The 25,180-nt window shown below is 64.6% G+C and carries 24 protein-coding genes; 19 read left to right on the top strand and 5 right to left on the bottom strand.

Annotated elements, in window-relative coordinates; all coding sequences use genetic code 11:
* Positions 1-116: 116 nt before the first annotated feature.
* Complete coding sequence (locus QOU61_RS08965; RefSeq protein WP_289657743.1) at positions 117-638, bottom strand: MarR family winged helix-turn-helix transcriptional regulator; 522 nt, start codon at positions 636-638, stop codon at positions 117-119.
* Positions 639-793: 155 nt separating this feature from the next.
* Here QOU61_RS08965 and QOU61_RS08970 point away from each other — a divergent pair, with 155 nt between their 5' ends.
* From QOU61_RS08970 to QOU61_RS09005, 8 genes are all read left to right on the top strand, one after another.
* Positions 794-3,112, top strand: coding sequence for a bifunctional salicylyl-CoA 5-hydroxylase/oxidoreductase (locus tag QOU61_RS08970; protein WP_289657744.1), 2,319 nt, complete (start codon positions 794-796; stop codon positions 3,110-3,112).
* 8 nt (positions 3,113-3,120) lie between these two features.
* Entirely contained in the window at positions 3,121-3,912 is a 792-nt protein-coding gene (locus tag QOU61_RS08975) for an SDR family NAD(P)-dependent oxidoreductase (protein ID WP_289657745.1), read from the top strand.
* Positions 3,909-4,760, top strand: coding sequence for an enoyl-CoA hydratase family protein (locus QOU61_RS08980; protein ID WP_289657746.1), 852 nt, complete (start codon positions 3,909-3,911; stop codon positions 4,758-4,760). Before QOU61_RS08975 ends, QOU61_RS08980 begins: the two co-directional genes overlap by 4 nt.
* 2 nt (positions 4,761-4,762) lie before the next feature.
* The gene (locus QOU61_RS08985; protein WP_289657747.1) at positions 4,763-5,947 is read left to right on the top strand and encodes an acyl-CoA dehydrogenase family protein; all 1,185 of its coding nucleotides are present in this window, start codon (positions 4,763-4,765) and stop codon (positions 5,945-5,947) included.
* Between the two features lie 12 nt (positions 5,948-5,959).
* Entirely contained in the window at positions 5,960-7,159 is a 1,200-nt protein-coding gene (locus tag QOU61_RS08990) for an acyl-CoA dehydrogenase (RefSeq protein ID WP_289657748.1), read from the top strand.
* An 8-nt stretch (positions 7,160-7,167) separates the two neighbouring features.
* On the top strand, positions 7,168-7,605 hold the full coding sequence (locus tag QOU61_RS08995; protein ID WP_289657749.1) for an acyl-CoA thioesterase: 438 nt from the start codon (positions 7,168-7,170) through the stop codon (positions 7,603-7,605).
* Entirely contained in the window at positions 7,583-7,978 is a 396-nt protein-coding gene (locus QOU61_RS09000) for a RidA family protein (protein WP_289657750.1), read from the top strand. The genes QOU61_RS08995 and QOU61_RS09000 overlap by 23 nt, the downstream gene beginning before the upstream one ends.
* A gap of 273 nt (positions 7,979-8,251) precedes the next feature.
* Positions 8,252-9,451, top strand: a complete 1,200-nt coding sequence (locus QOU61_RS09005) for an adenylate/guanylate cyclase domain-containing protein (RefSeq protein WP_289657751.1) — start codon at positions 8,252-8,254, stop codon at positions 9,449-9,451.
* A 12-nt stretch (positions 9,452-9,463) separates the two neighbouring features.
* On the opposite strand, the gene QOU61_RS09010 is transcribed toward QOU61_RS09005, so the two are convergent.
* Positions 9,464-9,706, bottom strand: coding sequence for a hypothetical protein (locus QOU61_RS09010; protein ID WP_289657752.1), 243 nt, complete (start codon positions 9,704-9,706; stop codon positions 9,464-9,466).
* Positions 9,707-10,534: 828 nt separating this feature from the next.
* Here QOU61_RS09010 and QOU61_RS09015 point away from each other — a divergent pair.
* Together QOU61_RS09015 and QOU61_RS09020 are read left to right on the top strand one after the other, a co-directional pair.
* On the top strand, positions 10,535-11,149 hold the full coding sequence (locus tag QOU61_RS09015) for a hypothetical protein (protein ID WP_289657753.1): 615 nt from the start codon (positions 10,535-10,537) through the stop codon (positions 11,147-11,149).
* Positions 11,150-11,161: 12 nt separating this feature from the next.
* Positions 11,162-11,869: a transglutaminase-like cysteine peptidase gene (locus tag QOU61_RS09020; RefSeq protein ID WP_289657754.1), complete on the top strand. Its 708-nt coding sequence runs from the start codon at positions 11,162-11,164 to the stop codon at positions 11,867-11,869.
* A gap of 69 nt (positions 11,870-11,938) precedes the next feature.
* Here QOU61_RS09020 and QOU61_RS09025 read toward each other — a convergent pair whose 3' ends face one another.
* Positions 11,939-12,826: a helix-turn-helix domain-containing protein gene (locus QOU61_RS09025; protein ID WP_289657755.1), complete on the bottom strand. Its 888-nt coding sequence runs from the start codon at positions 12,824-12,826 to the stop codon at positions 11,939-11,941.
* Positions 12,827-13,083: 257 nt separating this feature from the next.
* On the opposite strand from QOU61_RS09025, the gene QOU61_RS09030 reads away from it, so the two are divergent.
* Both QOU61_RS09030 and QOU61_RS09035 read left to right on the top strand, forming a co-directional pair.
* Positions 13,084-13,659: a cupin domain-containing protein gene (locus QOU61_RS09030; protein WP_289657756.1), complete on the top strand. Its 576-nt coding sequence runs from the start codon at positions 13,084-13,086 to the stop codon at positions 13,657-13,659.
* A gap of 65 nt (positions 13,660-13,724) precedes the next feature.
* Entirely contained in the window at positions 13,725-15,056 is a 1,332-nt protein-coding gene (locus QOU61_RS09035; protein ID WP_289657757.1) for an MFS transporter, read from the top strand.
* Here QOU61_RS09035 and QOU61_RS09040 read toward each other — a convergent pair.
* Complete coding sequence (locus tag QOU61_RS09040; protein ID WP_289657758.1) at positions 15,043-15,921, bottom strand: LysR family transcriptional regulator; 879 nt, start codon at positions 15,919-15,921, stop codon at positions 15,043-15,045. The genes QOU61_RS09035 and QOU61_RS09040 overlap by 14 nt on opposite strands.
* 84 nt (positions 15,922-16,005) lie before the next feature.
* Between QOU61_RS09040 and QOU61_RS09045 the strand changes: the two genes are divergently transcribed.
* The 6 genes from QOU61_RS09045 (at position 16,006) to QOU61_RS09070 (ending at position 22,120) form a co-directional block, all read left to right on the top strand.
* Entirely contained in the window at positions 16,006-17,073 is a 1,068-nt protein-coding gene (locus tag QOU61_RS09045) for a YeiH family protein (RefSeq protein WP_289657759.1), read from the top strand.
* A gap of 85 nt (positions 17,074-17,158) precedes the next feature.
* Positions 17,159-17,650: a MarR family winged helix-turn-helix transcriptional regulator gene (locus QOU61_RS09050; protein ID WP_289657760.1), complete on the top strand. Its 492-nt coding sequence runs from the start codon at positions 17,159-17,161 to the stop codon at positions 17,648-17,650.
* Between the two features lie 190 nt (positions 17,651-17,840).
* Positions 17,841-18,884 (top strand): ABC transporter substrate-binding protein, encoded by a 1,044-nt coding sequence (locus QOU61_RS09055; protein ID WP_289657761.1) that lies wholly within the window; start codon positions 17,841-17,843, stop codon positions 18,882-18,884.
* On the top strand, positions 18,884-19,711 hold the full coding sequence (locus QOU61_RS09060) for an ABC transporter ATP-binding protein (RefSeq protein WP_289657762.1): 828 nt from the start codon (positions 18,884-18,886) through the stop codon (positions 19,709-19,711). The genes QOU61_RS09055 and QOU61_RS09060 overlap by 1 nt, the downstream gene beginning before the upstream one ends.
* 32 nt (positions 19,712-19,743) lie before the next feature.
* Positions 19,744-20,583, top strand: coding sequence for an ABC transporter permease (locus QOU61_RS09065; protein WP_502876948.1), 840 nt, complete (start codon positions 19,744-19,746; stop codon positions 20,581-20,583).
* 46 nt (positions 20,584-20,629) lie between these two features.
* Positions 20,630-22,120, top strand: coding sequence for a chlorohydrolase family protein (locus QOU61_RS09070; protein WP_289657764.1), 1,491 nt, complete (start codon positions 20,630-20,632; stop codon positions 22,118-22,120).
* Between the two features lie 64 nt (positions 22,121-22,184).
* Here QOU61_RS09070 and QOU61_RS09075 read toward each other — a convergent pair whose 3' ends face one another.
* The gene (locus tag QOU61_RS09075; protein ID WP_289657765.1) at positions 22,185-22,646 is read right to left on the bottom strand and encodes a MarR family winged helix-turn-helix transcriptional regulator; all 462 of its coding nucleotides are present in this window, start codon (positions 22,644-22,646) and stop codon (positions 22,185-22,187) included.
* 286 nt (positions 22,647-22,932) lie between these two features.
* Here QOU61_RS09075 and QOU61_RS09080 point away from each other — a divergent pair, with 286 nt between their 5' ends.
* Positions 22,933-25,179: a xanthine dehydrogenase family protein molybdopterin-binding subunit gene (locus QOU61_RS09080; protein ID WP_289657766.1), complete on the top strand. Its 2,247-nt coding sequence runs from the start codon at positions 22,933-22,935 to the stop codon at positions 25,177-25,179.
* Position 25,180 lies beyond the last annotated feature (1 nt).

Below are 25,180 nucleotides of genomic sequence, written 5' to 3' on the forward strand. Positions count from 1 at the left end.
GCCATCGATGGGGGCGGTTGGGGTGGCGGGAACGATCGAAAGCGCGCGGGTCGGCCGGGCTTGCGGCGGGCGGGACCGGGCGGCGGCTCGTTTGAGCGACCGCCGAAACTTGCGGCTCAGTCTTCCGGCCCGGCGTCCGAGGCGGCCGTCGTCACCTTGATGACCGAACGCTTGAGTGAAGCCAGTTCCTGCATCAGGCGGTCAATCGTCGCGATATCCAGTTCGCCGAACATGGAGATCAGCCAGGCTTCGTGCGCAGCCGCGATCTGCGCGAAGGCGGTCGTTCCCGCCTTGGTAAGGCGCACGACCAGTGCGCGGCGATCTTCCAGGACAGCCTCGCGGGACACGAATCCCTCCGCGGTCAGTCGATCGACGAGTGCTGTGACATTGGCGTTGCTTACCATCATGCGCTTCGAGAGCTCGCCGAGGCGCAACCCCGCCGGCTCCCGGTACAGCTGAGCCATGAGGTCGAAGCGCGGCAGCGTAAATTCGAACTCGGCGCGCAGCCTTTGGCGGATTTCGGCGCTGATCAGATTGGTGCACGACAGAAGGCGCAGCCACAGACGCAAATGTCGCTTGCGCCCGTCCGGTTCGTCGCGAACCATCGCCTCAACATCGGTCGCATCCGCAACGCTCATGATCCGCCTCATTTTGGAGTCCAACATTTTATAGCTGAAAATGCCGTGTTGGCGGCAGCTTCATTTCCTTAAAAATGGGGCTTGACAATAAGTTTATATATAAATATTTTATGTATGAAATAACTAAGCCGCCGTGAAGCAGGGAGGTTGTGACAATGCGCGTCGTTTGTATCGGTGGCGGCCCCGCAGGCCTGTACTTCGCCTTGTTGATGAAGAAGCTGCATCCCGATCATTCGATCACCGTTGTGGAACGCAACAAGCCCTACGACACGTTCGGCTGGGGCGTCGTCTTCTCCGACGCGATGATGGAGGCGATGACGCAATGGGATCCCGAAACCGCCAATGAGGTGCGCGATTCGTTCAACCATTGGGACGATATCGAGCTGTGGTTCAAGAACGAAAAAATCCGCACGGTCGGCCACGGCTTTGTCGGCATCGGCCGGAAGAAGCTGCTGAATATCTTGCAGGCGCGCTGCGAGGCGCTGGGTGTCGAACTGATTTTCAATCGTGAAGTGGAGTCTGACCTCGAATTTCCCGACGCCGACCTCATCATTGCGTCCGACGGGATATCGTCGAGAATTCGCAACCGGTACGTCAAGGAGTTTCAGCCGGACATCGTCGTAAGGCCCAACCGCTACATCTGGCTTGGCACCAACAAGCTGTTCGACGCCTTCACGTTTGACTTTCGCAAGACCGAGCACGGCTGGTTCCAGGCGCATATCTACAGGTTCGACGACAAGACCTCGACCTTCATCGTCGAGACCACCGAGGAGGCCTTCCAGAAGCACAAGCTCGGCGAGCTCGACCAGGAGGGCTCGATCGCCTTCTGCGAGAAGATATTTGCCGATGTCCTCGGTGGCGCGAAGCTGATGACCAATTCTCGCCATCTGCGCGGCTCCGCCTGGCTGAATTTCAGCCGCCTGATCTGCGGCCACTGGAGTCACTTCAATGGCGCGTCCCACGTCGTCCTGATGGGGGATGCGGCCCATACGGCGCACTTCGCCATCGGGTCAGGCACCAAGCTCGCCCTCGACGACGCGATCGAAATGACGCGGCAGTTCGAGCGGCTCGGCCACGGCAAGGAAAATCTGCCCAAGGTGCTCGAGGAATACGAGAAGGTCCGTCGCGTCGACGTCGCCCGCATTCAGAACGCTGCCCGCAATGCCATGGAATGGTTCGAGGTGGTGGGCGAGCGCTATGCCGATCAGCTCGAGCCCGCGCAGTTCATGTATTCGATGCTCACGCGCTCCCAGCGCATCAGCCACGAGAACCTGCGCCTTCGCGACAAGGCGTGGCTGGAGGGCTACGAGCGCTGGTTCGCGCAGAAGTCGGGCCTGAACGTCCAGCCCGACACGCGCGGGGCGCCGCCAATGTTCACCCCCTTTTCCGTGCGCGGCGTGACCCTGCCGAACCGGATCGTCGTCTCTCCGATGGCAATGTATTCTGCGGTCGATGGTGTGCCCGGCGACTTCCATCTCGTTCACCTCGGCGCCCGGGCCATGGGCGGTGCCGGACTCGTATTCGGCGAAATGACCTGCGTCTCGCCGGACGCCCGCATCACGCATGGCTGCCTTGGGCTGTGGAGCGAGGCGCAGACTGCCGGCTGGAAGAAGGTCGTCGATTTCATACACGCCAATACGGCGGCAAAGGCCGGCATCCAATTGGGGCACGCCGGCCGCAAGGGAGCCACCAAGCTTGCCTGGGAGGGCATCGACCAGCCGCTTGAGAGCAACGACTGGCCGCTGATCTCGGCCTCCGCCATTCCCTACCTGCCGCACAGCCAGGTTCCGAAGGAAATGGATCGCGCCGACATGGATCGCGTCAAGGCGGACTTTGTTTCCGCGACCCTGCGTGCGGCGAGCGTGGGAGCTGACTGGATCGAATTCCACTGCGCGCATGGCTACCTGATGTCCTGCTTCCTGTCGCCGCTGACGAATGTGCGAACCGACGAATATGGCGGCGACCACGCCGCCCGCGCGCGCTATCCGCTCGAGGTTTTCCGTGGAATGCGCGCGGTCTGGCCAGCGGACAAGCCGATGTCGGTGCGCCTGTCCTGTCACGATTGGGTCGAAGGCGGCAACACCCCGGAGGACGCCGCGATCTTCGCGGCCATGTTCAAGGAGGCCGGTGCAGACGTGATCGACTGTTCGTCGGGCCAGGTGTCGAAGGCGGAGCAACCTGTCTATGGTCGCCTGTTCCAGACGCCGTTCTCCGACAAGATCCGCAACGAGGTCGGCATCGCGACCATCGCCGTGGGCGCGATTTCGGACGCCGACCAGGCCAATTCCGTGATCGCTGCCGGGCGTGCCGACCTTTGTGCCTTGGCACGACCGCATCTGGCCGACTCGGCCTGGGCGCTGCACGAGGCCGCCAAGATCGGCCTGACCGATGTTGCCTGGCCGAAGCAATATCAGTCCGCAAAGCTGCAGTATGAGACCAATCTGGCGCGCTTCGCGCAGCCGGTTGCCAAGTAGGAGTGCACATGAGCGGCTCAGCCAATCTTATGGGGCGGCACGCCCTCGTCACCGGCGCTGGCAGCGGCATTGGCGCCGCGATCGCGGCCGGTCTGGCAGGCGCTGGCGCGCGCGTCACACTTGCGGGCCGGCGGCGTGCGCCGCTGCACGCGCTCGCAGCCAATTTGCCGACGGGCAATGCGCTTGCCGTAGACGGTTTCGACGTGACCAGCCCGCAAGCGATCGAGCGCGGCCTGGCAGAAGCCCGCGCGGCGTTCGGGCCCGTCGACGTTCTCGTGAACAATGCGGGCGAGGCGCCGAGCGCGCCGTTCGACAAGACGGATCTCGACCTCTGGTCGCGTGTCATCAATGTCGATTTGACCGGCGTGTTCCTGGTGACGCAGGCCGTCCTGCCCGATCTCAAAGCACGGGGCGCCGGCGCGCGGATCGTCAATATAGCCTCGACGGCGGGCCTCAAGGGCTACGCCTATGTCTCCGCCTACTGCGCGGCCAAGCACGGCGTCATCGGGCTCACGCGGGCATTGGCGCTGGAGCTGGCGCGAACCGGGATAACGGTCAATGCGATCTGCCCCGGCTTTACCGATACGCCGCTCGTGCAAGCCGCGATCGCCAATATCGTGGCCAAGACCGGTCGCACGGCCGACCAGGCGCGCGCGGATCTTGCGCGCAACAACCCGCAGGGCCGGCTGATCGATCCAAAGGAAATCGCGGATGCGGTGCTGTGGCTCGCATCGGAAGGCGCCGGCTCCATCACCGGACAGGCGCTGCCGATCGCAGGTGGAGAGGTAATGGCGGGATGAGCGAACAAATGTCGGCAATGCGCGGCGCCCTGCGCCCTTTCAAGGATTACAAGGCGCGTCACTTCCTGTGGGAGACGAGCGATGACGGCCGCGTCGCCACCATCCGCCTCAATCGTCCCGACAAGAAGAACCCCCTGACCTTCGACAGCTACGCCGAACTGCGCGACTTGTTTCGCGATCTGGCCTATGCATCGGATGTGCGTGCGGTCGTGCTGGCCGGGGAGGGCGGAAATTTCTGCTCCGGCGGTGACGTCTTCGAGATCATCGAACCGCTGACGCGCATGTCGATGCCCGACCTCCTCGCATTCACGCGGATGACCGGCGATCTCGTCAAGGCCATGCGCAAATGCCCCCAGCAGATCATTGCCGCGGTCGACGGCATTTGCGCCGGCGCCGGCGCCATTCTCGCGATGGCGTCAGACCTGCGCTATGCGACGCCTGAGGCCAAGACCGCGTTTCTGTTCACCCGCGTCGGCCTTGCCGGGGCGGATATGGGGGCCTGCGGAATCCTGCCGCGCATCATAGGCCAGGGCCGTGCTGCCGAACTCTTGTATTCCGGCCGCGCGATGACGGCGCAGGAGGGCCAGGCCTGGGGATTTTACAACGCCTTGCATTCCGCGGACGTCATCGAAGGCAAGGCTGCCGACGTCGCCCGTTCACTCGCGGATGGGCCCTGGTTCGCGCATGGCGTGACCAAGACCATGATGAACCAGGAATGGGCCATGGGCATCGACGAGATGATCGAGTCCGAGGCGCAGGCCCAGGCCATCTGCATGGCGACCGGCGATTTCCGCCGCGCGTTCGAGGCGTTTGCGGCCAGGCGCAAGCCCATTTTCGAGGGGAACTGAACATGACAGGCGCCTCCACGCTTCGCGGTCCGACGCGCGAGCATCTCGACTGGCCGTTCTTCGGCAAAGGGCATCGCGCTTACGTGGAACGGCTCGACGCATTCGCGGCCTCGGGAGCGATGGCTGCGATCGATCATTCCGATGTCGACGATGCGTGCCGCAAGATTGCGGCGGCGCTCGGCGAGGCCGGATTGCTCGATGCCTGCGTCGCAGCGCCCGACGGAGACGCCTCGACAATTGATTCTCGCAAGGCCTGCCTCGCCCGCGAAACACTCGCGTGGCACGACGGTCTCGCCGATTTCGCATTCGCGATGCAGGGGCTCGGCTCCGGGGCCATCGGCCTTGCAGGTTCGCCAGGAATCCGTCGAACCGTTTTACCGAAGGTGCGCGCGGGACAGTGGCTCGCGGCTTTCGCCTTGTCGGAGAGGGACGCGGGCTCCGACGTCGCGGCGATGACGTGCGCCGCGCGCCGCGAGGGCGACGTTTTCGTGCTCGACGGCGAAAAGACCTGGATATCGAATGGCGGAATCGCCGACGTCTACTGTGTCTTTGCCCGAACGGGCGAAGCACCGGGCGCGCGGGGCTTGTCGGCCTTTGTCGTTTATCCCGACGATCCCGGCTTCTCGATCGCTGAGCGCATCGACGTGATCGCACCGCATCCGCTGGCGACGCTGCGATTCGAGAATTGCCGCCTCCCGGCCGATCGTCTGCTCGGCGCGCCGGGTGAGGGCTTCAAGCTCGCGATGCGCACGCTTGACATATTCCGCGCCTCCGTCGCCGCTGCATCTCTCGGCTTCGCGCGGCGCGCGCTGGACGAAGCGACTGCACATGCTCGCCAGCGCAAGATGTTCGGCGCGACGCTCGGGGATTTGCAACTGACGCAGGCTGCGATCGGCGATATGGCGACCGGCGTCGACGCCGCGGCGTTGCTGACCTATCGCGCGGCGTGGCGCCGCGACGTGCAGGGCCTGCCGACCACGAAGCAAGCCGCCATGGCGAAGATGGCGGCCACCGAGACGGCCCAACAAGTGATCGACCGTGCCGTCCAGATGTTCGGCGGGCGAGGCGTCAAATCCGGCGAGATGGTCGAAAGGCTGTACCGGGAGATTCGCGCGTTGCGCATCTACGAAGGCGCAACCGAAGTCCAGAAATTGATTGTCGCCCGGGAAACGTTCAAGGCCGTTTGAAGGATAAATCACATGACCGACAGGACTCACTCCGCGTCGCAAGGTTTCGATTGGGCCGATCCCTTCCGGATCGAGGATCAACTGTCCGAGGAGGAGCGGCTGATCCAGGAGACGGCACGCGCCTATTGCCAGGAAAAGCTGGCGCCTCGCGTGCTGCAGGCGTTTCGCCAGGAGCAGACCGACCCTGCAATCTTCCGTGAGATGGGAGAGCTCGGCTTGCTCGGACCGACAATCTCTCCGGAGTATGGCGGCGCGGGACTCAACTATGTCGCCTATGGCCTCATCGCGCGCGAGGTCGAACGCGTCGATTCCGGTTATCGCTCGATGATGAGCGTGCAGTCCTCGCTTGTGATGGTTCCGATCGAGACTTTCGGCAGCGACGCGCAGAAGCGCAAATATCTGCCCAGGCTCGCGAGCGGAGAATGGATCGGCTGTTTCGGCCTGACCGAGCCGAACCACGGATCCGACCCGGGCTCGATGATCACGCGCGCGCGCAAGGTCGATGGCGGCTACAGCCTCACCGGCGCCAAGACCTGGATCAGCAATGCCCCGATCGCCGACGTCTTCCTGGTCTGGGCCAAGACCGAGGATGGCGTGATCCGCGGCTTCATTCTGGAAAAGGGGTGGAAGGGCCTCTCGGCCCCGGCCATCCATGGCAAGGTCGGCCTGCGCGCCTCGATTACGGGCGAGATCGTTCTCGACAACGTCTTCGTCCCCGATGAAAACCTGATGCCGGGCGTGAAGGGATTGAAGGGGCCGTTCACCTGTCTCAATTCCGCGCGCTTCGGCATTGCCTGGGGCGCGCTCGGCGCAGCGGAGGCCTGCTACGCAACCGCGCGCCAATATGTGCTCGATCGCAAGCAGTTCGGCCGTCCGCTCGCGGCCAACCAGCTCATTCAGAAGAAGCTCGCCGACATGGCAACCGACATCTCGCTCGGCCTTCAAGGTTGCCTGCGGCTCGGCCGCATGAAGGAGGACGGGCATCCGCCGGTCGAGTTGACCTCGATCGTCAAGCGGAATTCATGCGGCAAGGCGCTCGATATCGCACGAACGGCGCGTGACATGCTGGGCGGCAACGGCATTTCCGACGAATTCGGCGTCGCGCGCCATCTCGTCAATCTGGAGGTCGTCAACACCTATGAGGGCACGCACGATATCCATGCCCTCATCGTTGGTCGCGCGATCACCGGAATCGCGGCCTTCAGCAATTGAGGTTGGATATGCCAGCACTCGAGACCTCACGACCACTGCGGTTCGGGGATTGCGATCCTTCGGGTATCGCCTATTTCCCGTCCTATCTCGACATGCTCGCCGGCGTGCTCGAAGAATTGTTCGCCGCCGCAGGCGCGCCCTTCACCCGCTTGATCAGCGAGCGCGGGATGGGGACGCCAACGGTGCGGCTGGAAGTCGAATTTGCGCGACCCGGTTTCCACGGAGACCGGCTCGACTGGTCCGTCGCGGTCATGCGCCTGGGCCGCAGCTCCGCCGAACTTCGCTACCAGGTGCGGGCGCGCGGCGAGGATCTGTGGTCGGCTCGCCAGACCGTCGTCCTCACTGCGCTATCATCGCACAAGGCCATTCCCTGGCCGGACGACATTCGCGCCGGGCTTTCGCAATTCATCACGGAGAACACCGATGCTAGCCATTCTGCAGCCTGAGGGCTGGGCCAAACCCAAGGGTTATGCGAATGGGGTCGCGGCGAGCGGACGCCATATCTTCGTCGCCGGCCAGATCGGCTGGAACGGCGATTGCGTCTTCGAGAGCGACGATCTTGCCGACCAGACACGGCAGGCGCTCGAGAACGTCGTCGCCGTTCTGGCGGAGGCCGGCGCCGGCCCGGAGCATGTCACGTCGATGACGTGGTATCTCGTCGACAAGTCGGACTACCTGCGCAGTTTGAGTGCGATCGGTCAGGCCTGGCGCGACACGATGGGACGCAATTTCCCGGCCATGGCGGCCGTGCAGGTGGTGGCGTTGATGGAGGATCGCGCCAAGATCGAAATCCAGGCGCACGCCGTTCTGCCGGAGTGAGCCGGCACTGCGCCGCGCGTGGCCTCCACCCTCGGAGGCTGGCGCTCCATCGAGCTGAGCTACGGGTGGATCTCCGTTACTTGCGCGGGTTTCCTCGATGAAGTGACGAACGTGTGTCTCGAAAACCCTTGAATTCCCTTCGCGCCGGACACGCGGCAACCCATCGACAACCCGATGCGCGCAACCAGATTGTGGCGGGCTCCATTGACGCGGTGGGGCGGGGACACGACATATCCCGTAGCATCGATCCGGGGCACTACTCGGGAGCAAGACATGAACGCGCCGCCAAACATCGATCCCGTCACCGCGCATTCTGACGACGACGTCGTGCACTGGCTGACAAACGACACGCGCGATGAGCGCTTCATTGACAATATTCTCACCGAGCTGTGTATCCGGCTCCAGCGGGCGGGTATTCCCGTCAAGCGGGCGTCGCTTCATTTCCTGATCCACCATCCGCAGTGGCTTGGCGCCCGGATCATGTGGGCCGACGGGATGCACGAGGCCGAGCTTGCGAGAGTTGACTACGATGTCAGGGAGCGATCCGAATACATCGACAGCCCCGTCAACGAAATCCATAACGGTGCCACCGAGGTGCGCGAGAATCTCGAACGCGATCCTTCGCTGGGCCGCCAGCACGCCATCTATGACGAGATGCGGGCGAAAGGCCTAACCGACTATGTGGCGTGGCCGATGCATCATACGCTCGGCAAGCGGCATATCGCGACCTTTGCAACCGATCGGCCCGGAGGTTTCGACGACGCTCATATCGCCAGCCTGTTGAAACTGATGCCGGCTCTGGCGCTGGTCAGCGAAATCCGTATCAAGAACCGGCTGGCGCGAACGCTGCTCGAAACCTATGTCGGGTCGCATGCCGGCGAGCTCATTCTGGCCGGCGCCACCAGGCGCGGAAGCGGGGCGACGGTACGCGCCGCCATCATGATCTGCGATCTGCGCGATTTCACCCGGATCTCCGACAACTGGCCGCGCGATGACGTCATTGATCTTCTGAACGGCTATTTCGACGCGATGTCGGAGCCGATCGCGCGACATGGCGGGGAAATACTGAAATTCATCGGCGACGGTCTGCTCGCCATTTTTCCGCTCAGCCAGCCGTCGGCCTGCGCGAATCTGTTGCATGCCGTGGCCGAAGCCCGTCAGGCCATGGTCGCCCTGAACGAAAAGAACAGCGAAACCGGTCGTGCACCGCTGAATTATGGCATCGGCGTCCACGTCGGAGACGTCATGTACGGCAATATCGGGTCGCGCACCCGGCTCGACTTCACGGTCATCGGTCCTGCGGTCAACATGGCTTCGCGTCTCGAAACACTCACCAAACAATTGGGAAGAACGGTGCTGCTGTCCCGCGACTTCGCCGACCTCGTCGAAAGCGATTTCGATCTCGAACGCGTCGGCGAATATCCGGTGCGGGGCTTCAACGATCCGATCGAGCTGTTTGCGTATCACGGCTGAGGTGCAGCGCTTTTACGTCTCGAAGCCATTCCATCCGGCAACACCGGGAGCGCCAGACACCTGTTTCCGGCCGGGCGTTTCATGTCGGCGACCGGATCGGTCCACCCGTTTTACTGAGATCGTTTGGCCGAGCGAGCTTTGGGCTTGGGCGTCGACGGCACGGCCGGCGCATTCATCGTCTGGAATTCCCGGCAGAACGAGGGCGTCACGATGGATATCGAGACGCCGGAGCATGGAGACGATCACCACGGGCATTCAGGCCCTCGCATGGCGTCCATAAAGTCGCCTTCATCAGTGATCGCCCAATGCCGAAGAAAGGTGCAACATGTCGTCCCGTGCAACCGCCGGTCGCAGATCGGCAACGGCTTTGCTCGCCGCCATGGCAGCATTGCTGCCGCTATTGACGATCCCGTCATCCGCTCGCGCTGCCGCTCGGCCGTCGGACACGGTAACGGCGCGACAGGGCTCCGCCGCCAATGTGATCTCCGGTGCAAGCGAAGCGATTCCAGGCGGTTATATTGTCGTATACGTCGCTGCCGGCCGATCCGCCCCCTATTCGAGCGGCCCGCTGCTGCATTCCAGCGTGGGGCCAGGGCTGAACATTTCTGGTCCGGATGGAATCTCCACGGTGACGGTCAAGGCCGTGCCTTGTGGAATAGCGGCGCACGGAACTGACGGGTCAACAACCTGTGTCGGAATACCCGATCGTCCCGGCAGATAACGATCGCATCAATCCGCGCCGGCGCAGGAAATTCTCCTGCACCGGCAAAGAGAAAGCTGCATTGCGCGCAACGCGTCCGCCGTCACGAGAACAGGAGCAAAGTTGATCGATCGGCCATTGCGGATGACGCCGGCCCAGGTCCGTTTCTTGCATCCACTCAAGCCACAACGTCGCTTGACAAAAATCAACGCGCCCCGGGGCCGGTGGGCCCCTACATAGTGGATGGGAGCAAGTCGCAGAACATTTCGGCCTCCTCAGTAAGCAGGGAACCTTTCTGCTGGACTCCGCGTTCGGCATTCACTCGCGTGTCAATCGGTGTCTGCGCAGTAATCCTCCCGCGTCAAATCGGAAAGGAATGCGTCATGGTCATCCGCAATCCGAGGATCTTGACATTCGCGTTGCTGCTATCGGCCCTGCCGATGGGACTTGCGCTCGCCGGAGGCCGTGGCGGCGGTGGCCTCGGGGCCGGGGTGGGGGCGGCGGGCACCGGCAGCGCTGGCGTAGGCGGTGGAGCACCGGCGGGATCCGTCGGCGGGGGCCCTCCCGCCGGGCAGGTAGGGGGCGGCAGCCCCGGGTCGAGCAATCCTCAGGGCAACGGATCGGCGGGCGCCGGCAATCCCAGGTTGAACGCCGTCGGGATCAGCGCGCCGGAAAACCGCAGCAACACGCCCGGAATTCCACAGGCCACGACCACCACAGGCGAGATCGGTAGTGCAGGTGTGGGATTAGGGCAGGCCGGCGGCATCTCGCCGGAAGCCTTGAGCAAGGCAGATCAAGCGTCCGAACGTTCGACCGCGCCGGAAACTCTTCACGGCATCGCAGACGAGCAGGCCGGACTATCGACGGTCGGACTGGCGATAGCGGGACCTGATGGCGTGTCGACGGTGACGGTCGCGCCACGGCCCTGCAGCGTTGCGGCCCACGAAACGGACGGTATCACAACCTGCATCGGAGTCGGCAAGGAGCGCCGCCGATGACCGGCCTCTCCCGTGAATTCCGATCTGAAGAAATCCTGGTCTGAAAAGAGAGCGTTCAGCGTGCATAGAAAACGTTGCTGTGTCGTTGCGTCGCTGACTTTGGTTGTCGCTGCCGGGCCGCTCGCGGGCATAGCGCTCGCGCGAGATCGTCCGTCCAACGATCTCCCCGTTCGAGCCGTGCTCGTCGAAGCTTCGCCGAGCCTCGCGCCGTTTCAGCACGTTCGTTTTTGCCTTCGCTATCCGGCCGAGTGCAAGTCGGATCCCAGCGAGGACGACAGTATCCATCTCACCAGGGAGAACCTGGAGCTGCTCGGCCGCGTCAATCATGCCGTCAATGCCGCCATCGTTCCCCTTGCCAAGCACTACGGCGCAAATCTCGGGGATCGCTGGACGATTGCGCCAAGCGCGGGAGACTGCAACGATTACGCCGTCACCAAGCGTCACGAGCTTATCCGTAGCGGGCTGCCGGCCAAAGCCCTGAGACTGGCCGTGGTCAGGACCGCATCGGAAGTCGGCCATCTTGTGCTGCTCGTCTCGACGACAAGAGGCGATCTGGTGTTGGACAATTTGACCGAAGCGGTACGGCCCTGGCAAACCACCGACTATCACTGGCTGAAGATCCAGTCGGCGCGCGATTCCAAGTTCTGGTACGACCTCAAGGTGGCGACGGCATTGCCGTCACCGGCCAACCGCAGGCTGCGCGTGGCCCAGCGGCAATAACCACCTCGGAAACGTCAGCTCTGCCTCGAACCGATCGCGAAGCTGACGATGCTGTGGCAAAAGCATGCGTCAGTAGGGGGCTTCGTTCCTGGTGGCATCGAGGATCGGAATCCCGCCGTTTTGCCGCAAGGCGGCCGCTGCCTTGCGATAGTCGCTGGGACTGACGCTGGTGTGCTGCTGGAAGAACCGGGAAAAGTGTCCGGGGGCCGAGAACCCGAGACGTCTTGCGATCTCCGTCAGCGGATGCGTGGTGCTCGCGAGCGTTCGTGCCGCGACATCGATGCAAAGCGCGTCCATGTAGAGGCGCGGCGATACGCCGGTACAGGAACGGAACAGCTCGAAGAAGCGGGAGCGCGACAGGCCCGCAATCTGCGCCAGGTCGGACATCTCGACTTCCTTCGAGATGTGATCGCGCATATGCGCGATCGCGCGGCGGATACGGTAGTCGAGCGTGGTCGTGGAGCGGGGAAGGTCGCTTCGCGCCTTGCCGGTCGCGTAGCTGGAAAGCGTCTGGTCGATCAGGTCATAGAGAATTTCCTCGAGGCGGACCTCGGAGCTGTCGCCCGAGATCATCGTCGCGGCAAGATGGTCGGCAAGCGAGCGGATCAGGGTGGAGATGGGGGCCGACGGCCTTGCGAAAGGCTTCAGCCGCCCGGAGGTCACGTCCGCCGAGCGCTCGGACAGCCAGACCGTCTCCACGTAGAGCGCCAGCACGCGGCTCGCCGGACCGCCGGCGCGCCGCGGGTTGCGATGCGGCATCCAGGGATTGACCAGCACGATCGTGTCGTCGCGAAACGGTGCGCGCTCGTCGCAGACATAGTAGTGGCCGTCGGCCCCGCCGCATTTGATCAGCACATGGCATTGCGAGTGCGCGTGTTCGACGACCGGCGTGTTGGTGTCAAACAGAACCGCGCGCCCGAAGCGGCCCTGGAACGCCCGGATTTCCTGTTTGAGCATGCCTCGCCCTCCCGGCACGCCGACCATAGCCAGAAGCCGCCCGTCCGATCCAGCCGGAAAAATCGGACGGATTGGTAAGTCGGCGGACGCGTGGGTAAAGCCAAACGGCGCAAGATCGGGACAAGTCTCGTTACGACAACAAGGAAGCGCCGCGCTCAAATCGACGCAAACGGAGGAGCATCGTGCCACCACGTCTTGGCCTGTTCGAGGATATCTACCGCGGCGCCGCGGTTGCCGATCTTCCCGCCGGCACGCGCATGCTCTTCATCGTGCACGGTTCGATGGCGATCGACGGGCGCACGTTGCAGAGCGGCGCGGCGTGGTTCGGCGAGAGCGACGTCACCTGCACCGCGGGTGCGGAAGGTGCCGCGGTCTGGCGCTGGGAGCTCTCGCACGGAGAGGCGGCGCAACCGGATGCCGTCGACGTCGTCACCCGAACCAAGCTGTCCGCAATTCTGGATACGATCCCGGCAGGCGACCTGCTGTTTCGCGGCGACAGCGTCGCGTTCCCGCCCGGCGGAACGGCGCTCACGCACCGGCATCAAGGTCCGGGAATTCGCTGCATGATCGAAGGCGCAATCCGCATCGACACGCACGGCCGCTCGACGTCGTACGGGCCCGGCGGCGCATGGTTCGAAACCGGTCCCGACAGCGTGTTCGCGCAGGCGGACATGCATCGGCCGAGCCGGTTTATCCGCGCGATGATCCTGCCTCGCGCTCTGCTGGGGCAAAGCTCGATCCGCTACGTCTACGAGGAAGACAAGAGCAAGCCCAAATCCCAGAAGTATGAAGTGTTCATTGATCAGCCCATTGCCTTCACCGGAGCCGGATGAGGGGTCGGCGCAGCGAGGGCTGAAACCAGGCCGGAAAATCCGGGCCAGCCGAGGTCCCGGCCGAAATGGATCCGGGGCGCGGCATCAAACAAGCAAGAGATCAATCGGGGGAGAGCAACGTGGCTACATTTCTGGGGGACCTGAAGCACAACGAGCGGCGAACGCTTTACGCATGCTTCGGCGGCTGGGCGCTGGACTCCTTTGACGTCAATCTCTACGCGCTCGTCATCCCGACGCTGCTCGCCACCCTGAATTTCACGTTGCCGCAAGCAGGCGTGCTGGCGACATCGGCGCTGCTGTTGTCCGCGGTCGGCGGCTGGTTCGCCGGAACGCTGGCCGACAAATACGGACGGGTGAGGGTGCTGCAGATCACCATTCTGTGGTTTGCGTTCTTCACGTTCCTGGCGGGCTTCTGCAACACGTTCGGGCAGTTCTTTGTCGTGCGCGCGCTCCAGGGCCTCGGTTTCGGCGGCGAATGGGCCGCCGGCGCGGTGCTGATCGGCGAGGTCATTCAGTCGAAATATCGCGGCCGGGCGGTCGGCGTGGTGCAGAGCGGCTGGGCGGTCGGCTGGGGTGGTGCGACCCTGGTCTTTGCGATTGTGTTCTCGCTTCTGCCGCAGGAGATCGCCTGGCGCGTGCTGTTCTGGACCGGACTATTGCCGGCGCTGCTCGTCGTCTACATCCGCCGCTTCGTCGATGAGCCCGAAATCTTCGAGAAGTCGCGGGCCGCCGACAAGGACGGCGCGCCTGCGAAGCTATTGCAGATCTTTTCGCGCGAGAACATCCGCCTCACCGTGCTGACCTCGCTGCTGACGACGGGCGCGCAAGGCGGCTACTACACCGTCAACACCTGGCTGCCGACCTTCCTGCGGACCGAGAAGAAGCTGACCGTGCTCGGCTCGTCCGGCTATCTGGCCTTCGTCATCATAGGCGCGTTCTGCGGCTTCATCGCCTGCGCCTGGCTTGCCGACACGATCGGCCGCAAGCGCACGTTCCTGCTGATGGCGTTGTGCGCGGGCCTCGTGGTCGTGGTCTACATGCTGGCTCCGATCACGGACTCGGTGATGCTGTTGCTGGGCTTTCCGCTCGGCTTCTTTGCCAATGGGCTCTTCGCGCCGATGGGCGCCTACCTGACCGAGCTGTTTCCGACCAACATCAGGGCGACCAACCAGGGTTTCTCCTACAATGCCGGGCGCGCCATCGGTGCGCTGTTTCCCGCGACCATCGGCTATCTCGGCCAGGCCATGGGCCTCGGCATGGCGATCGGTATCTTCACGGTCACGGCCTATCTGTTCATTCTCGTTGCACTCGCGATGCTTCCGGAAACGCTGGGGCGGGAACTGCGTGAGCCCGCCCTTGCGCAACCCGTCCGGCAGAACGCCGTCATTGCCGGATGATCTTTTCGAACGCGCGCGCGGCCGGACTGTCGATCCGGTCCGGCACCTTCAATTGCCACAGCGTGCGCTCGATCGCGAGATCGCGGATCGCCACGGATTTCAGACGGCCGAGCTTGAGCTGATCGCCGACGGTCGCCGTCGACACGATCGAAACCCCGAGGCCGGCGGCAACCGCCTGCTTGATCGCTTCGGTGCTGCCGATCTCCAGCGTCTTCGGTTCGATGCCGGCGTCGATTAGCGCCTGCGCGACCACCTCGCGCGATCCCGATCCGGGCTCGCGCACGATCAGGGTCTCCTCCTTCAGCGCGACACCGTCGATCGATCGGGCCGAAGCCCATCGGTGCTGGGCGCCGACAATGAGGCCCATCACGTCGGTGCGCCAGGCTTCGCAGCGCAACTCCTTGTCTTCGACCGGCCCTTCGACAAGCGCGATGTCGATCTCGTGCGCCAGCATCAGGTCGGCGACGCCGCGGGTGTTGGCGATGACGAGGTGCAGTTCGATGCCCGGAAACTGGCGATGAAACAGGCCGAGATAGTCGGCGACCATGTAGGTCGCGATCGTGGTGCTCGCGCCGATCCGGAGCGAGCCGCTGTCGAGGCTGCGCAACGCCAGCAGCTCGTCCTCGGCGGCGCGCTCGGCGGCAAACAGGCTCTCGGCGTGCCGCACCAGCGCCTTGCCCTCGCGCGTCGGCACGACCCCTCGCGATGTCCGATCCAGCAGGCGGCAGCCGACCTGCAATTCGAAATCCCGCACGCCCTTCGAGACCGCCGGCTGGCTGATCCGCAAGGCTTCCGCGGCGCGCGAAAAGCTGCCGGTGCGCACCACGGTCGCGAACAGGCGCAAGAGGTGAAGGTTCAGCGCCATAACCGCACTCTATGGCGCCAGACCGAAAATGTAGTTCCCGGTCGGGCCGGGCCGGCCCATACATCCCCGGAGCAGGGGGGATTTGTGCGACGCGGTGCAGGATCATTCATCACGGCAAGGGCGGCGGCCTCCGCGGACCGGCTGCGCGTCGTATTGCCGGGTGTTGTTCTCTGCGGGCTGATTGCCATCATCTCTTTTTCGATTGAGCGCGTGGAGCAGCGCTTCACGGCTCATCCCTATATCGAGCCGCTGGTTTTTGCAATTTTGCTCGGCATCGCCCTTCGTTCTGTCTGGAATCCCGTGCGAGCGCAGGCAGGAATCGCATTCAGCGGAAAAGTCCTGCTGGAAGTCGCCGTCGTGCTGCTCGGCGTCTCGATCAGCGCTGCCGCGATCGCGGCCTCGGGGCCGTTGCTGCTCGCCGCGATCGTCGGCACCGTGATCGCGAGCCTCGTGCTCAGCTTCGGTCTCAGCCGCATGCTCGGCCTGTCGAACCGCCTCTCGATCCTGATCGCGTGCGGCAACTCGATCTGCGGCAATTCGGCGATTGCGGCCGTCGCGCCGGTCGTCGGCGCCGATGCCGATGAAATCGCCTGTTCGATCTCGTTCACGGCGATCCTCGGCGTCGCGATCGTGCTCGGGCTGCCGCTGCTGATCCCGTTGCTGCATCTTTCCGACAATCAATATGGAATTCTGGCGGGGCTGACCGTCTACGCCGTTCCCCAGGTGCTCGCGGCGACCGTTCCCGCCGGGATCGTGAGCGCGCAGATCGGAACGCTCGTGAAGATGACCCGCGTGCTGCTGCTCGGACCGATCGTGCTTGGCCTGTCGCTGTTCGGCACAAGGCTGCTGCGCGACGACGCGCCCGAGCAGGCAAGGGCTAACGGCTTTGGCCTGTTCGGCTTCGTGCCCTGGTTCATCCTGGGCTTTGTCGCTCTGGCCATGCTCCGGTCATTCCAACTGGTTCCCGATGGATGGATCGCGCCGCTCACGAAGCTCAGCACGTTCCTCACCGTCATCTCGATGGCTGCGCTCGGGCTGGGCGTCGATCTCGGCGAGCTCAGGCATGTCGGAGGACGCGTGACCGCGGCGGTGGCGCTGTCGCTGATTCTGCTGCTCCTGATCAGCATCGGGCTGATCCACCTCTTTCAATGATGCGCCCATGGTGATGGCCTTGCCTGCAGTCCTCGACAGCGCACCTGAAGTGGGAGCATTATTCCCGCACTCGATGGGGTATTCGATGAGTCGCGGTGAAGCGAGTGGACCGGGTCGCAAGCGGCCCGACATCATGGTGCGCCGTCCCGGATTCCTGGTCCGGCGGCTGCACCAGATTTTCGTGTCGATCTATTTTCAGACCTGCGGACGCTTCGGCACGACGCCGGTGCAGTCCAGCATCATGCAGGTGCTCAACAGCCAGCCGGGCATCGACCAGGCGGCGCTGGCGGCGGAGATCGGGCTCGACCGCACCACCACCTCCAACGTGCTGTCGCGGCTGGAGGCGCGTCGCATCGTGCGCCGCGAGGTTCATCCCGATGATCGGCGCACCAAGCAGGCCTTCCTGACCAGCCAGGGCAAGACGCTTCTGCTCGGCATGCAGGACGCGATCGAGGAGGCGCATGGCCAGCTCATGGGTCCGCTCAATCGGGACGAGCGGAAGCTGTTTCTTTCACTGCTGTTGCGATTGGTGGAAGAAAACAACGACAAGGGGCGTTCCGCGTTGAGCTGGTTCTAGCGTGGTGGTCCGGAACACCACCAGCGTCTGATCGTTCCTTGTGCGCCGCGACGCATTTCCGGGCAGCGCAAATTTCCGAAAAGGCTTGAACGGGGTATTTTGAATGATAAGCTTTTGCCTGATCAGTATGCTGACTTATTCGTCAGTATACTGATGAATTGGATGACGCTGGTTGACGAGGAGGAGTGCGATGGGACTGGTCGATAGCTGCGTGCGTGCCTGGACATCCTTCTGCAACGCTGCTGGTCGCAGAACGCCTGCGGTTCTGCTTTTGCTGGCGGGCGTCATGGTGCCGGGTCTCGCCCGCGCGGAGGTGAGTGAGGTCCGGCTTGCCCGGCAGTACGGCATCTCGCATCTCGCGATGGCCATCATGGATGAGCTTCAGCTCGTGCAGAAGCACGCCGAGCAGGCCGGGCTGGGCAAGGTCACCGTGACCTGGAACCGGTTCAGCGACGGCCCCGGCATGAACGAGGCCTTGCTCTCCAACAATCTCGACGTCGCCAATGGCGGGCTCACCGCGCTGCTCGTGTTGTGGGACAAGAGCAGGGGCGCCTATGTCGGGCTGTCGGCGCTGAGCTCGATGCCGGCGGTGCTGATGACCCGCGATCCCGCGATCAAGAGCGTTGCCGACTTCAAGGACACCGACCGGATCGCGCTGGTGTCGCGGGTCTCGATGCAGGCCATCATCCTGCGCATGCTGGCGGCCGATGCGTTGGGCAAGGACCAGGCGACCAGGCTTGACCGGCTCACGGTCGCGATGCCGCATGCCGACGCCTTTGCCGCGCTGCAGTCCGGCAAGACCGAGATCACCGCGCACTTCACGGCTGCGCCGTACTACCAGCAGGAGGAAGCCGCGGGGCTGCACCGGGTGCTCGGCTCATACGGCGTGCTCGGGGGGCCGGCGACCTACAGTGTCGCCTGGACCTCGAAGGCCTTCATCGACCGCAATCCGAAGACCGCGCGCGCGATCCTCGATGCGATGGAGGAGGCGACCAGCATCATCAAGGGCGATCCCCGCCGCGCCGCCGAGCTGTACATCAAGGCGGACAATTCCACGCTCAAGCCGGAGCTCGTCGAGGCCATGATCCGCGACCCCGAGAACGTCTTCACCACGACGCCGCAGAACGTCATGAAGTTCGCGAACTTCATGGCGGACACGGGAACGCTGAAGTCGCGTGCCAGCGACTGGAAGGAGATCTTCACGCCGCTGATCGCGAACCGTCCGGGAAGCTGATGACCCAGGCCGCTTTGAAACTTCCTCCCACCTCGGACGCGCGCAGGCTGCTCGCGGTCGAAGGCGTGAGCTTGCAGTACCGCACCCAGCAGCACGTGGTGACGGCGACGCATCGCGTGTCGTTCTCGGTCGAGGAGGGCGAGCGCTATGTCATCCTCGGGCCCTCCGGCTGCGGCAAGTCGACGCTGCTCAAGGCCGTCGGCGGCTTCATGACGCCGATCAGCGGCCGCATCGTGATGCGCGACCGCCTGATCCAGGCGCCAGGGCCCGACCGCATGATGGTGTTCCAGGAATTCGAGCAGCTGATGCCCTGGAAGACGGTGATGCAGAATGTCGTGTTCCCGATGAAGGTCACGGGCAAGTTCGGCCGCCGTGAAGCCCAAGAGCGCGCAAGCGCGATGCTGGAGCGGGTCAAGCTCGGCAAGTTCCGCGACGTCTATCCGCACATGCTGTCGGGCGGCATGAAGATGCGCGTGGCGCTGGCGCGCGCCATGGCGCTGGAGCCGGAAATCCTGCTGATGGACGAGCCGTTCGCGGCCCTCGATGCGCTGACGCGCCGCGAGATGCAGGCCGAGTTGCTGCAGCTCTGGGAACAGTCGCGCTTCACCATGCTGTTCGTGACCCATTCGATCGACGAGGCGATCATCGTCGGCTCGCGCATCCTCGTGCTGTCGCCGCATCCCGGCCAGGTCCGCGCGGAACTGGATGCGAGCGCGTTCGGCGCGGAGGATGTCGGCAGCGAGCCGTTCGGCGCGCTGTCGCGGCGGATCCATGAGCTGCTGTTCGGCCAGAGGGCCACACGCGCGGGCGGAGTATTGCCGGGATGACCGAACGAGCCCCCATTGCCACCAGGCCCGACATGGTGTTCGAGGTCCTCGATGCCTCGGAGATCGGCGAGATCGCCCAGCCGCTGAGCTGGCTGCAGCGCCTCGTCGCAAGCGACGGCTTTCGCCGCGCCGCGATCCTGCTCGCGCTCGCGCTGATCTGGGAATTGTATGCCCGCTGGGTGCAGAACCCGCTGATCCTGCCGACGCTGAGCGATACCCTGGTCACCTTTGCGAAGGACACGATGAGCGGCGTGCTGCCGGACCGGATCGCCACCTCGCTGCGCTCGCTGCTGCTTGGCTATGGCGCGGGCCTCGCACTGGCCGCCGTCTTCACCACGCTCGCCGTCTCGACGCGGATCGGCTCGGATCTCCTGGCGACGCTGACCTCGATGTTCAATCCGGTGCCGGCGATCGCGCTGCTGCCGCTGGCGCTGGTCTGGTTCGGGCTCGGCACGCCGTCGCTGGTATTCGTGATCGTGCATTCGGTGCTGTGGGCGGTGGCCCTGAACACGCTGACCGGCTTCCGCAGCGTGCCGGAGGTGCAGCGCATGAGCGGCCGCAACTATGGCCTGCACGGCGTGCGCTACGTCGTGCTGATCCTGATCCCGGCGGCGTTCCCCTCGATCCTTGCCGGCATGAAGATCGGCTGGGCGTTTGCCTGGCGCACGCTGATCGCGGCCGAGCTGGTGTTCGGCGTCTCCTCGCGCGCCGGCGGCCTCGGCTGGTACATTTTCGAGGCGCGCTCCGAGCTCGACACCAGCCGCGTCTTTGCCGGCCTTCTGGCCGTGATCCTGATCGGCCTGTTCGTCGAAGCCTTTGTCTTCCGCCTCATCGAGCGCCGCACCGTGCAGCGCTGGGGCATGCAGCGCTAGCCATCGTCTCTTTTTCCGCAAACCGCCGACCTGAAGGAAGCGTCCGATGCGAACAATGATAAAAGCCCAGTGGATCGTCGCCAACGACGGCCAGCGCCATACCTTGCTGCGCGACGGCGTCGTCGTCTACGAGGGACGCAACATCATTCACGTCGGCAAGACGTTTGACGGCCGGGTCGACAAGACCATCGACGCCGGCGCCAAGCTGGTCTGTCCCGGGTTCATCGACACCCACGTGCATTCCGGTCACCGCGCCTCGCACCGCCTGATCACCGACAGCGGCCGCCCGCTCTATTTCGGCCAGCCGTTCCTCGAGATCAGCGTGCCCAAGGAAGGCAAGACGGTATCCGGCGATCCGCGCTATCTGAAGCCGGGTGACGCCGAGCTCGACGCCGCGCTCGAGCTCAACGCGATATTCACGGTTGCCGAACTCTTGCGCAACGGCGTCACGACCTTCGTCGAATTCGGCAGCCAGATCAGCGTGCAGATGGCGCTGAAGACGCAGATCGAGCGGTTCGGCACCCGCGCCTATCTCGGGCCGGGCTATGATTGCGGCCGCTGGGTCGGCGACGAGAAGGGACGGCTGAAGCGGATTCGTGACGACGAGGGTGGCTTGCGCGGCCTCAAGACCGCGGTCGAATTCATCGAGCGCCACAATGGCGAGCAGGACGACCGCATCCGCGGCATCCTGGTGCCGCGCGAGGTCGAGACCTCCAGCGTCGAATTGCTGCGGCAGACGCTGCGCCAGGCGGATCGCCTCAACGTGCCGATGGCGACCCATGCCGCCTACAGCGTGCTCGAATTCCACGACATCGTGCGCGAGCACATGATGACGCCGATCGAGCTGTTGAACGAGGTCGGCATGCTGCGCACCACCCTGAACATCGGTCACGGCAACCTGGTCGCCGACAACGCCAATCTCAACTATTCCGGCGCGCGCGATCTGGATTTGATGGGCAGCCACCACTGCTCGATCTCGCACTGCCCGATCAACATCGCCCGCCGGGCGCGCACGCTCGACAACTGGAAGCGCTATCGCGACGCCGGCGTCAACATCTCGATCGGCAGCGACACCTATCCGCGCGACATGATGATGAACATGCGCACCGCTTCCCTGATGGGCAAGATCATGGGCCACGACTACTACAAGGCGCCGGCCGGCGAGGTGTTCGAGGCGGCGACGCTCGGCGGCGCGCGTTCGCTCGGACGGAGCGACCTCGGGCGGCTCGCGCCCGGAGCGCTCGCCGATATCGTGATCGTGGATTTCTCCGGCAAGAACTCGCTGCGTTACGGCCCGGTCCGCGACCCCATCAAGAGCCTGGTCGATTGCGGCGTCGGCGACGACGTCGACACCGTGATCGTCAACGGCAATGTCTGCATGGAAAACGGCGCAATTCCCGGGCTCGACATCGCGGCGCTGCGCGACCAGGCGCAGCGCTCAGGCGAGCATGTCTGGTCCACGGTGCAGGACTGGGATCCCCGCGGGCGGACCGCGGAAGAGGCCAGCCCCTGGTCGTTTCCGCTGCACCCTCAGTAAGGCGCGCCGTCGTTGCGCCGGCCGGATCGCGATGGTGGGCCCGGCCGGTCCATCATAACGAAAGTCAGATGATCTTCTTCAAGAGCTTGACCAGCGTGCGCCGCTCGCTCTCGGTCAGCGCCGCGAAATGCTCGCTCGATGACTTGCGCACGGCGACGATCGCCTTTTCGATCACCTGCTGCCCCTTCTTGGTCAGCATGATGGCGCGGCGGCGCTTGTCGGAGGGATCGAGCGCGATCGCGATCAAGCCGCGCGCCAGCAGGCGGTCCACCACGCCCTTCATGGTCGCCGAGTCGAAATAGATCAGCCGGCCGAGATAGTTCTGCGAGCAGGCGCCGACCTCGCGCAGCTTCGCCAGCGTCGAGAATTGCGGCGCCGTCAGCCCCTCGATCATGTGCTTGGCGAAGATGATGGTATGGCGGCGCCGCGCGATGCGCAGCAGGTAGCCGGGCTGGTCGTCAAGCACGTAGTCGTCGCTGGTCTGCTCCGCCGACGGCAGCGCACGTATCCTGTTTACCTTCAACATCGCCAAATCGTTCCAGCCCTTCTGCCCGGTGCCGCGGCATGCGCGGGCGCCGGGCGGCATCATCCTATATGGCGCCGATTCTCGCCAGCTTCCACCGCCGCCGCTCCATAGCCGCTTTTCCGCGACTGCGCCAGTGCGCGGATACCGCATCGTTCGGGGGCAAATAAATCGCTTGCACACAAGCAATCTGCTGTCATACTAACGATAACGACAGTTTGGCCGGGTGCCCGCGGAAAGGCCTGAGATCCGCGCGCCCGGTGCAGTTCGGGAAGAAACGAAAATCGCCGTGCATACGAGTAATCCGCGCGCCGACCTGGTCGAGAAAGTCACCGGACGGGCCACCTTCGTCACCGACATCGAGCTTCCGGGCATGCTGCACGCCTTCGCCGTGCGCTCGCCGATGGTGCATGCGCGCATCGTCTCGATCGATGCTGCCGCCGCGCGCGAGCAGGCCGGCGTCGTCGACGTCCTGACCGGCGCCGATGTCGCCTCGCTCGGGAACTGGGGACTGTTGCTGAAGGACCGCCCGGTGCTGGCAATCGACCGCGTGCGCTATGTCGGGGAGCCGGTGGCGCTGGTGATCGCGGAGAGCCACGAGATCGCCGAAGACGCAGCCGAGCTCGTGCAGGTCGACTATGACGGGTTGCCGCCGGTCTGCGACGCCGGCGCGGCGCTCGCTGCCGACGCGCCGCTCGTGCATGAGCGTCACGACATCATCGCCGACTATTACTTCAAGGGGCAGGCGAAGCCCGTCGAGAACAGCAACATCTTCCACCGCTTCGTGAGCGAGGTCGGCGACGTTGCCGCGGCGGAAGCGTCGGCCGCCCTCGTTCACGAGGACCGTTTCAGCTTCCCCTCGATCTTCCATTACGCGCTCGAGCCGCACACTGTGATTGCGGACTATGGGGCGGACCAGCTCACGGTCTGGGCCGGCGCGCAGACGCCGGCGGCGGTGCAGAAGACGCTGTCGCGCCTGTTCGGGTTGCCGCTGGCGCGCGTTCGCGTCATCGTGCCGTTCGTCGGTGGCGGCTTCGGCGGCAAGGCCTCGGTCAAGATCGAGCCGCTCGTGGCGGCGGCGTCGTGGAAGCTGCGCCGCCCGGTGCGGCTGGCGCAATCGCTGTCGGAATCGATGCTGACCTGCCGAAGGCTCAGCGCTGACATCTGCATCCGCACCGCGGTCAATACGGAAGGCCGGATTCTCGCCAAGAGCGCGAGGATCGTGCTCGACGGCGGCGCCTATGCCGACACCGGTCCTGCGATCGCGACCAAGGCCGCCAACCGCATCATCGGCCCCTATGTGATTCCGAACCTCAAGCTGGAGTCGATGGCGGTCTACACCAACAAGGTGCCCGGTGCGGCCTTCCGCTCGATCGGCGGGCCGCAGGCGGTCTGGGCGGCCGAATCCCACATGGACAATATCGCAGCCCGGATCGGGCTCAGCCCGACCGAATTCCGACTGCGCAACCTTGCCTCGCGCGGCGAGCGGATCCGCCCCGATTTGCGTCCGCTCGACATCGACATGGGTGAGCTGATGGGCGCTGTCGGCCAGGCCGTCGTCACCAACGTCGTCGACGGCGAACGGGTCGGCCGTGGGCTTGCGGTCGGTGCGTCCGATCCCGGCATCGTCCCGATGTCGAATGCGCTGGTCCGGTTGAAGATCGACGGTTCGATCCTGATTGCGGTCGCAAGTGTCGAGATCGGGCAGGGCGTGCAGGCCACCATGGCCAACATCGCCGCGAAGGCGCTCAACCAGCCGGTCGAGGCGGTCACCGTGCTCGCCACCGACACCGCGATCGCGCCGTTCGACTGGGGTACCGGCGCCAGCCGCTCGACGGTCATCGTCGGCCTCTCGGTTGAAGCCGCCGCGCGCGATGCGGCCGAGCAGATCATCGCGATGGCGGCCGACGTGCTCGGTGTCGAGGGCGGGAAGCTCGTGCTGGTTCCCGGCGGGCTGTCCGACGGCGCCACGACGATTCCGTTCGAGACCGTGTTCCACAAGACGTTCGGCGTCGATTCCGGCGAGGTCATCGGCCGCGGCGCCATCACGCCGCGCTCGAAGAATGGCGCGTTTGCCCAGGCGCCGTTGTTCTGGGAGACCGCGGCCGGCATTGCCGAAGTCGTGGTCGACGAGGACACCGGAGAGATCACGCTGCGGCAATATGGCACCGCGGCCGACGTCGGCCGCGTCATCAACCGCGTTGCCGCCGAGGGGCAGGACGAGGGCGCTACCATCCAGGGGCTCGGCCACGCGCTGTTCGAGGAGCTCGTGTTCGAAGACGGCCAGCCCGTCAATGCGACGCCGATCGACTACGCGATCCCGACCATCGAGGACATCCCGAGGACGCTGCACACCATCCTGATCGAGCATGGCGACGGGCCTGGCCCGCAAGGTGCCCGCGGCATGGGCGAGGGCGCCATCCTGCCGATCGCGCCCGCGATCGCGAATGCGATCTTTGCCGCGCACGGGGTCCGCGTAACCGATTTGCCGCTGACACCGGAAAAGGTGTGGCGCGCCCTGAAGCAGAGGAGCTGAG

Source organism: Bradyrhizobium sp. NP1, from assembly GCF_030378205.1.
GTDB lineage: Bacteria > Pseudomonadota > Alphaproteobacteria > Rhizobiales > Xanthobacteraceae > Bradyrhizobium.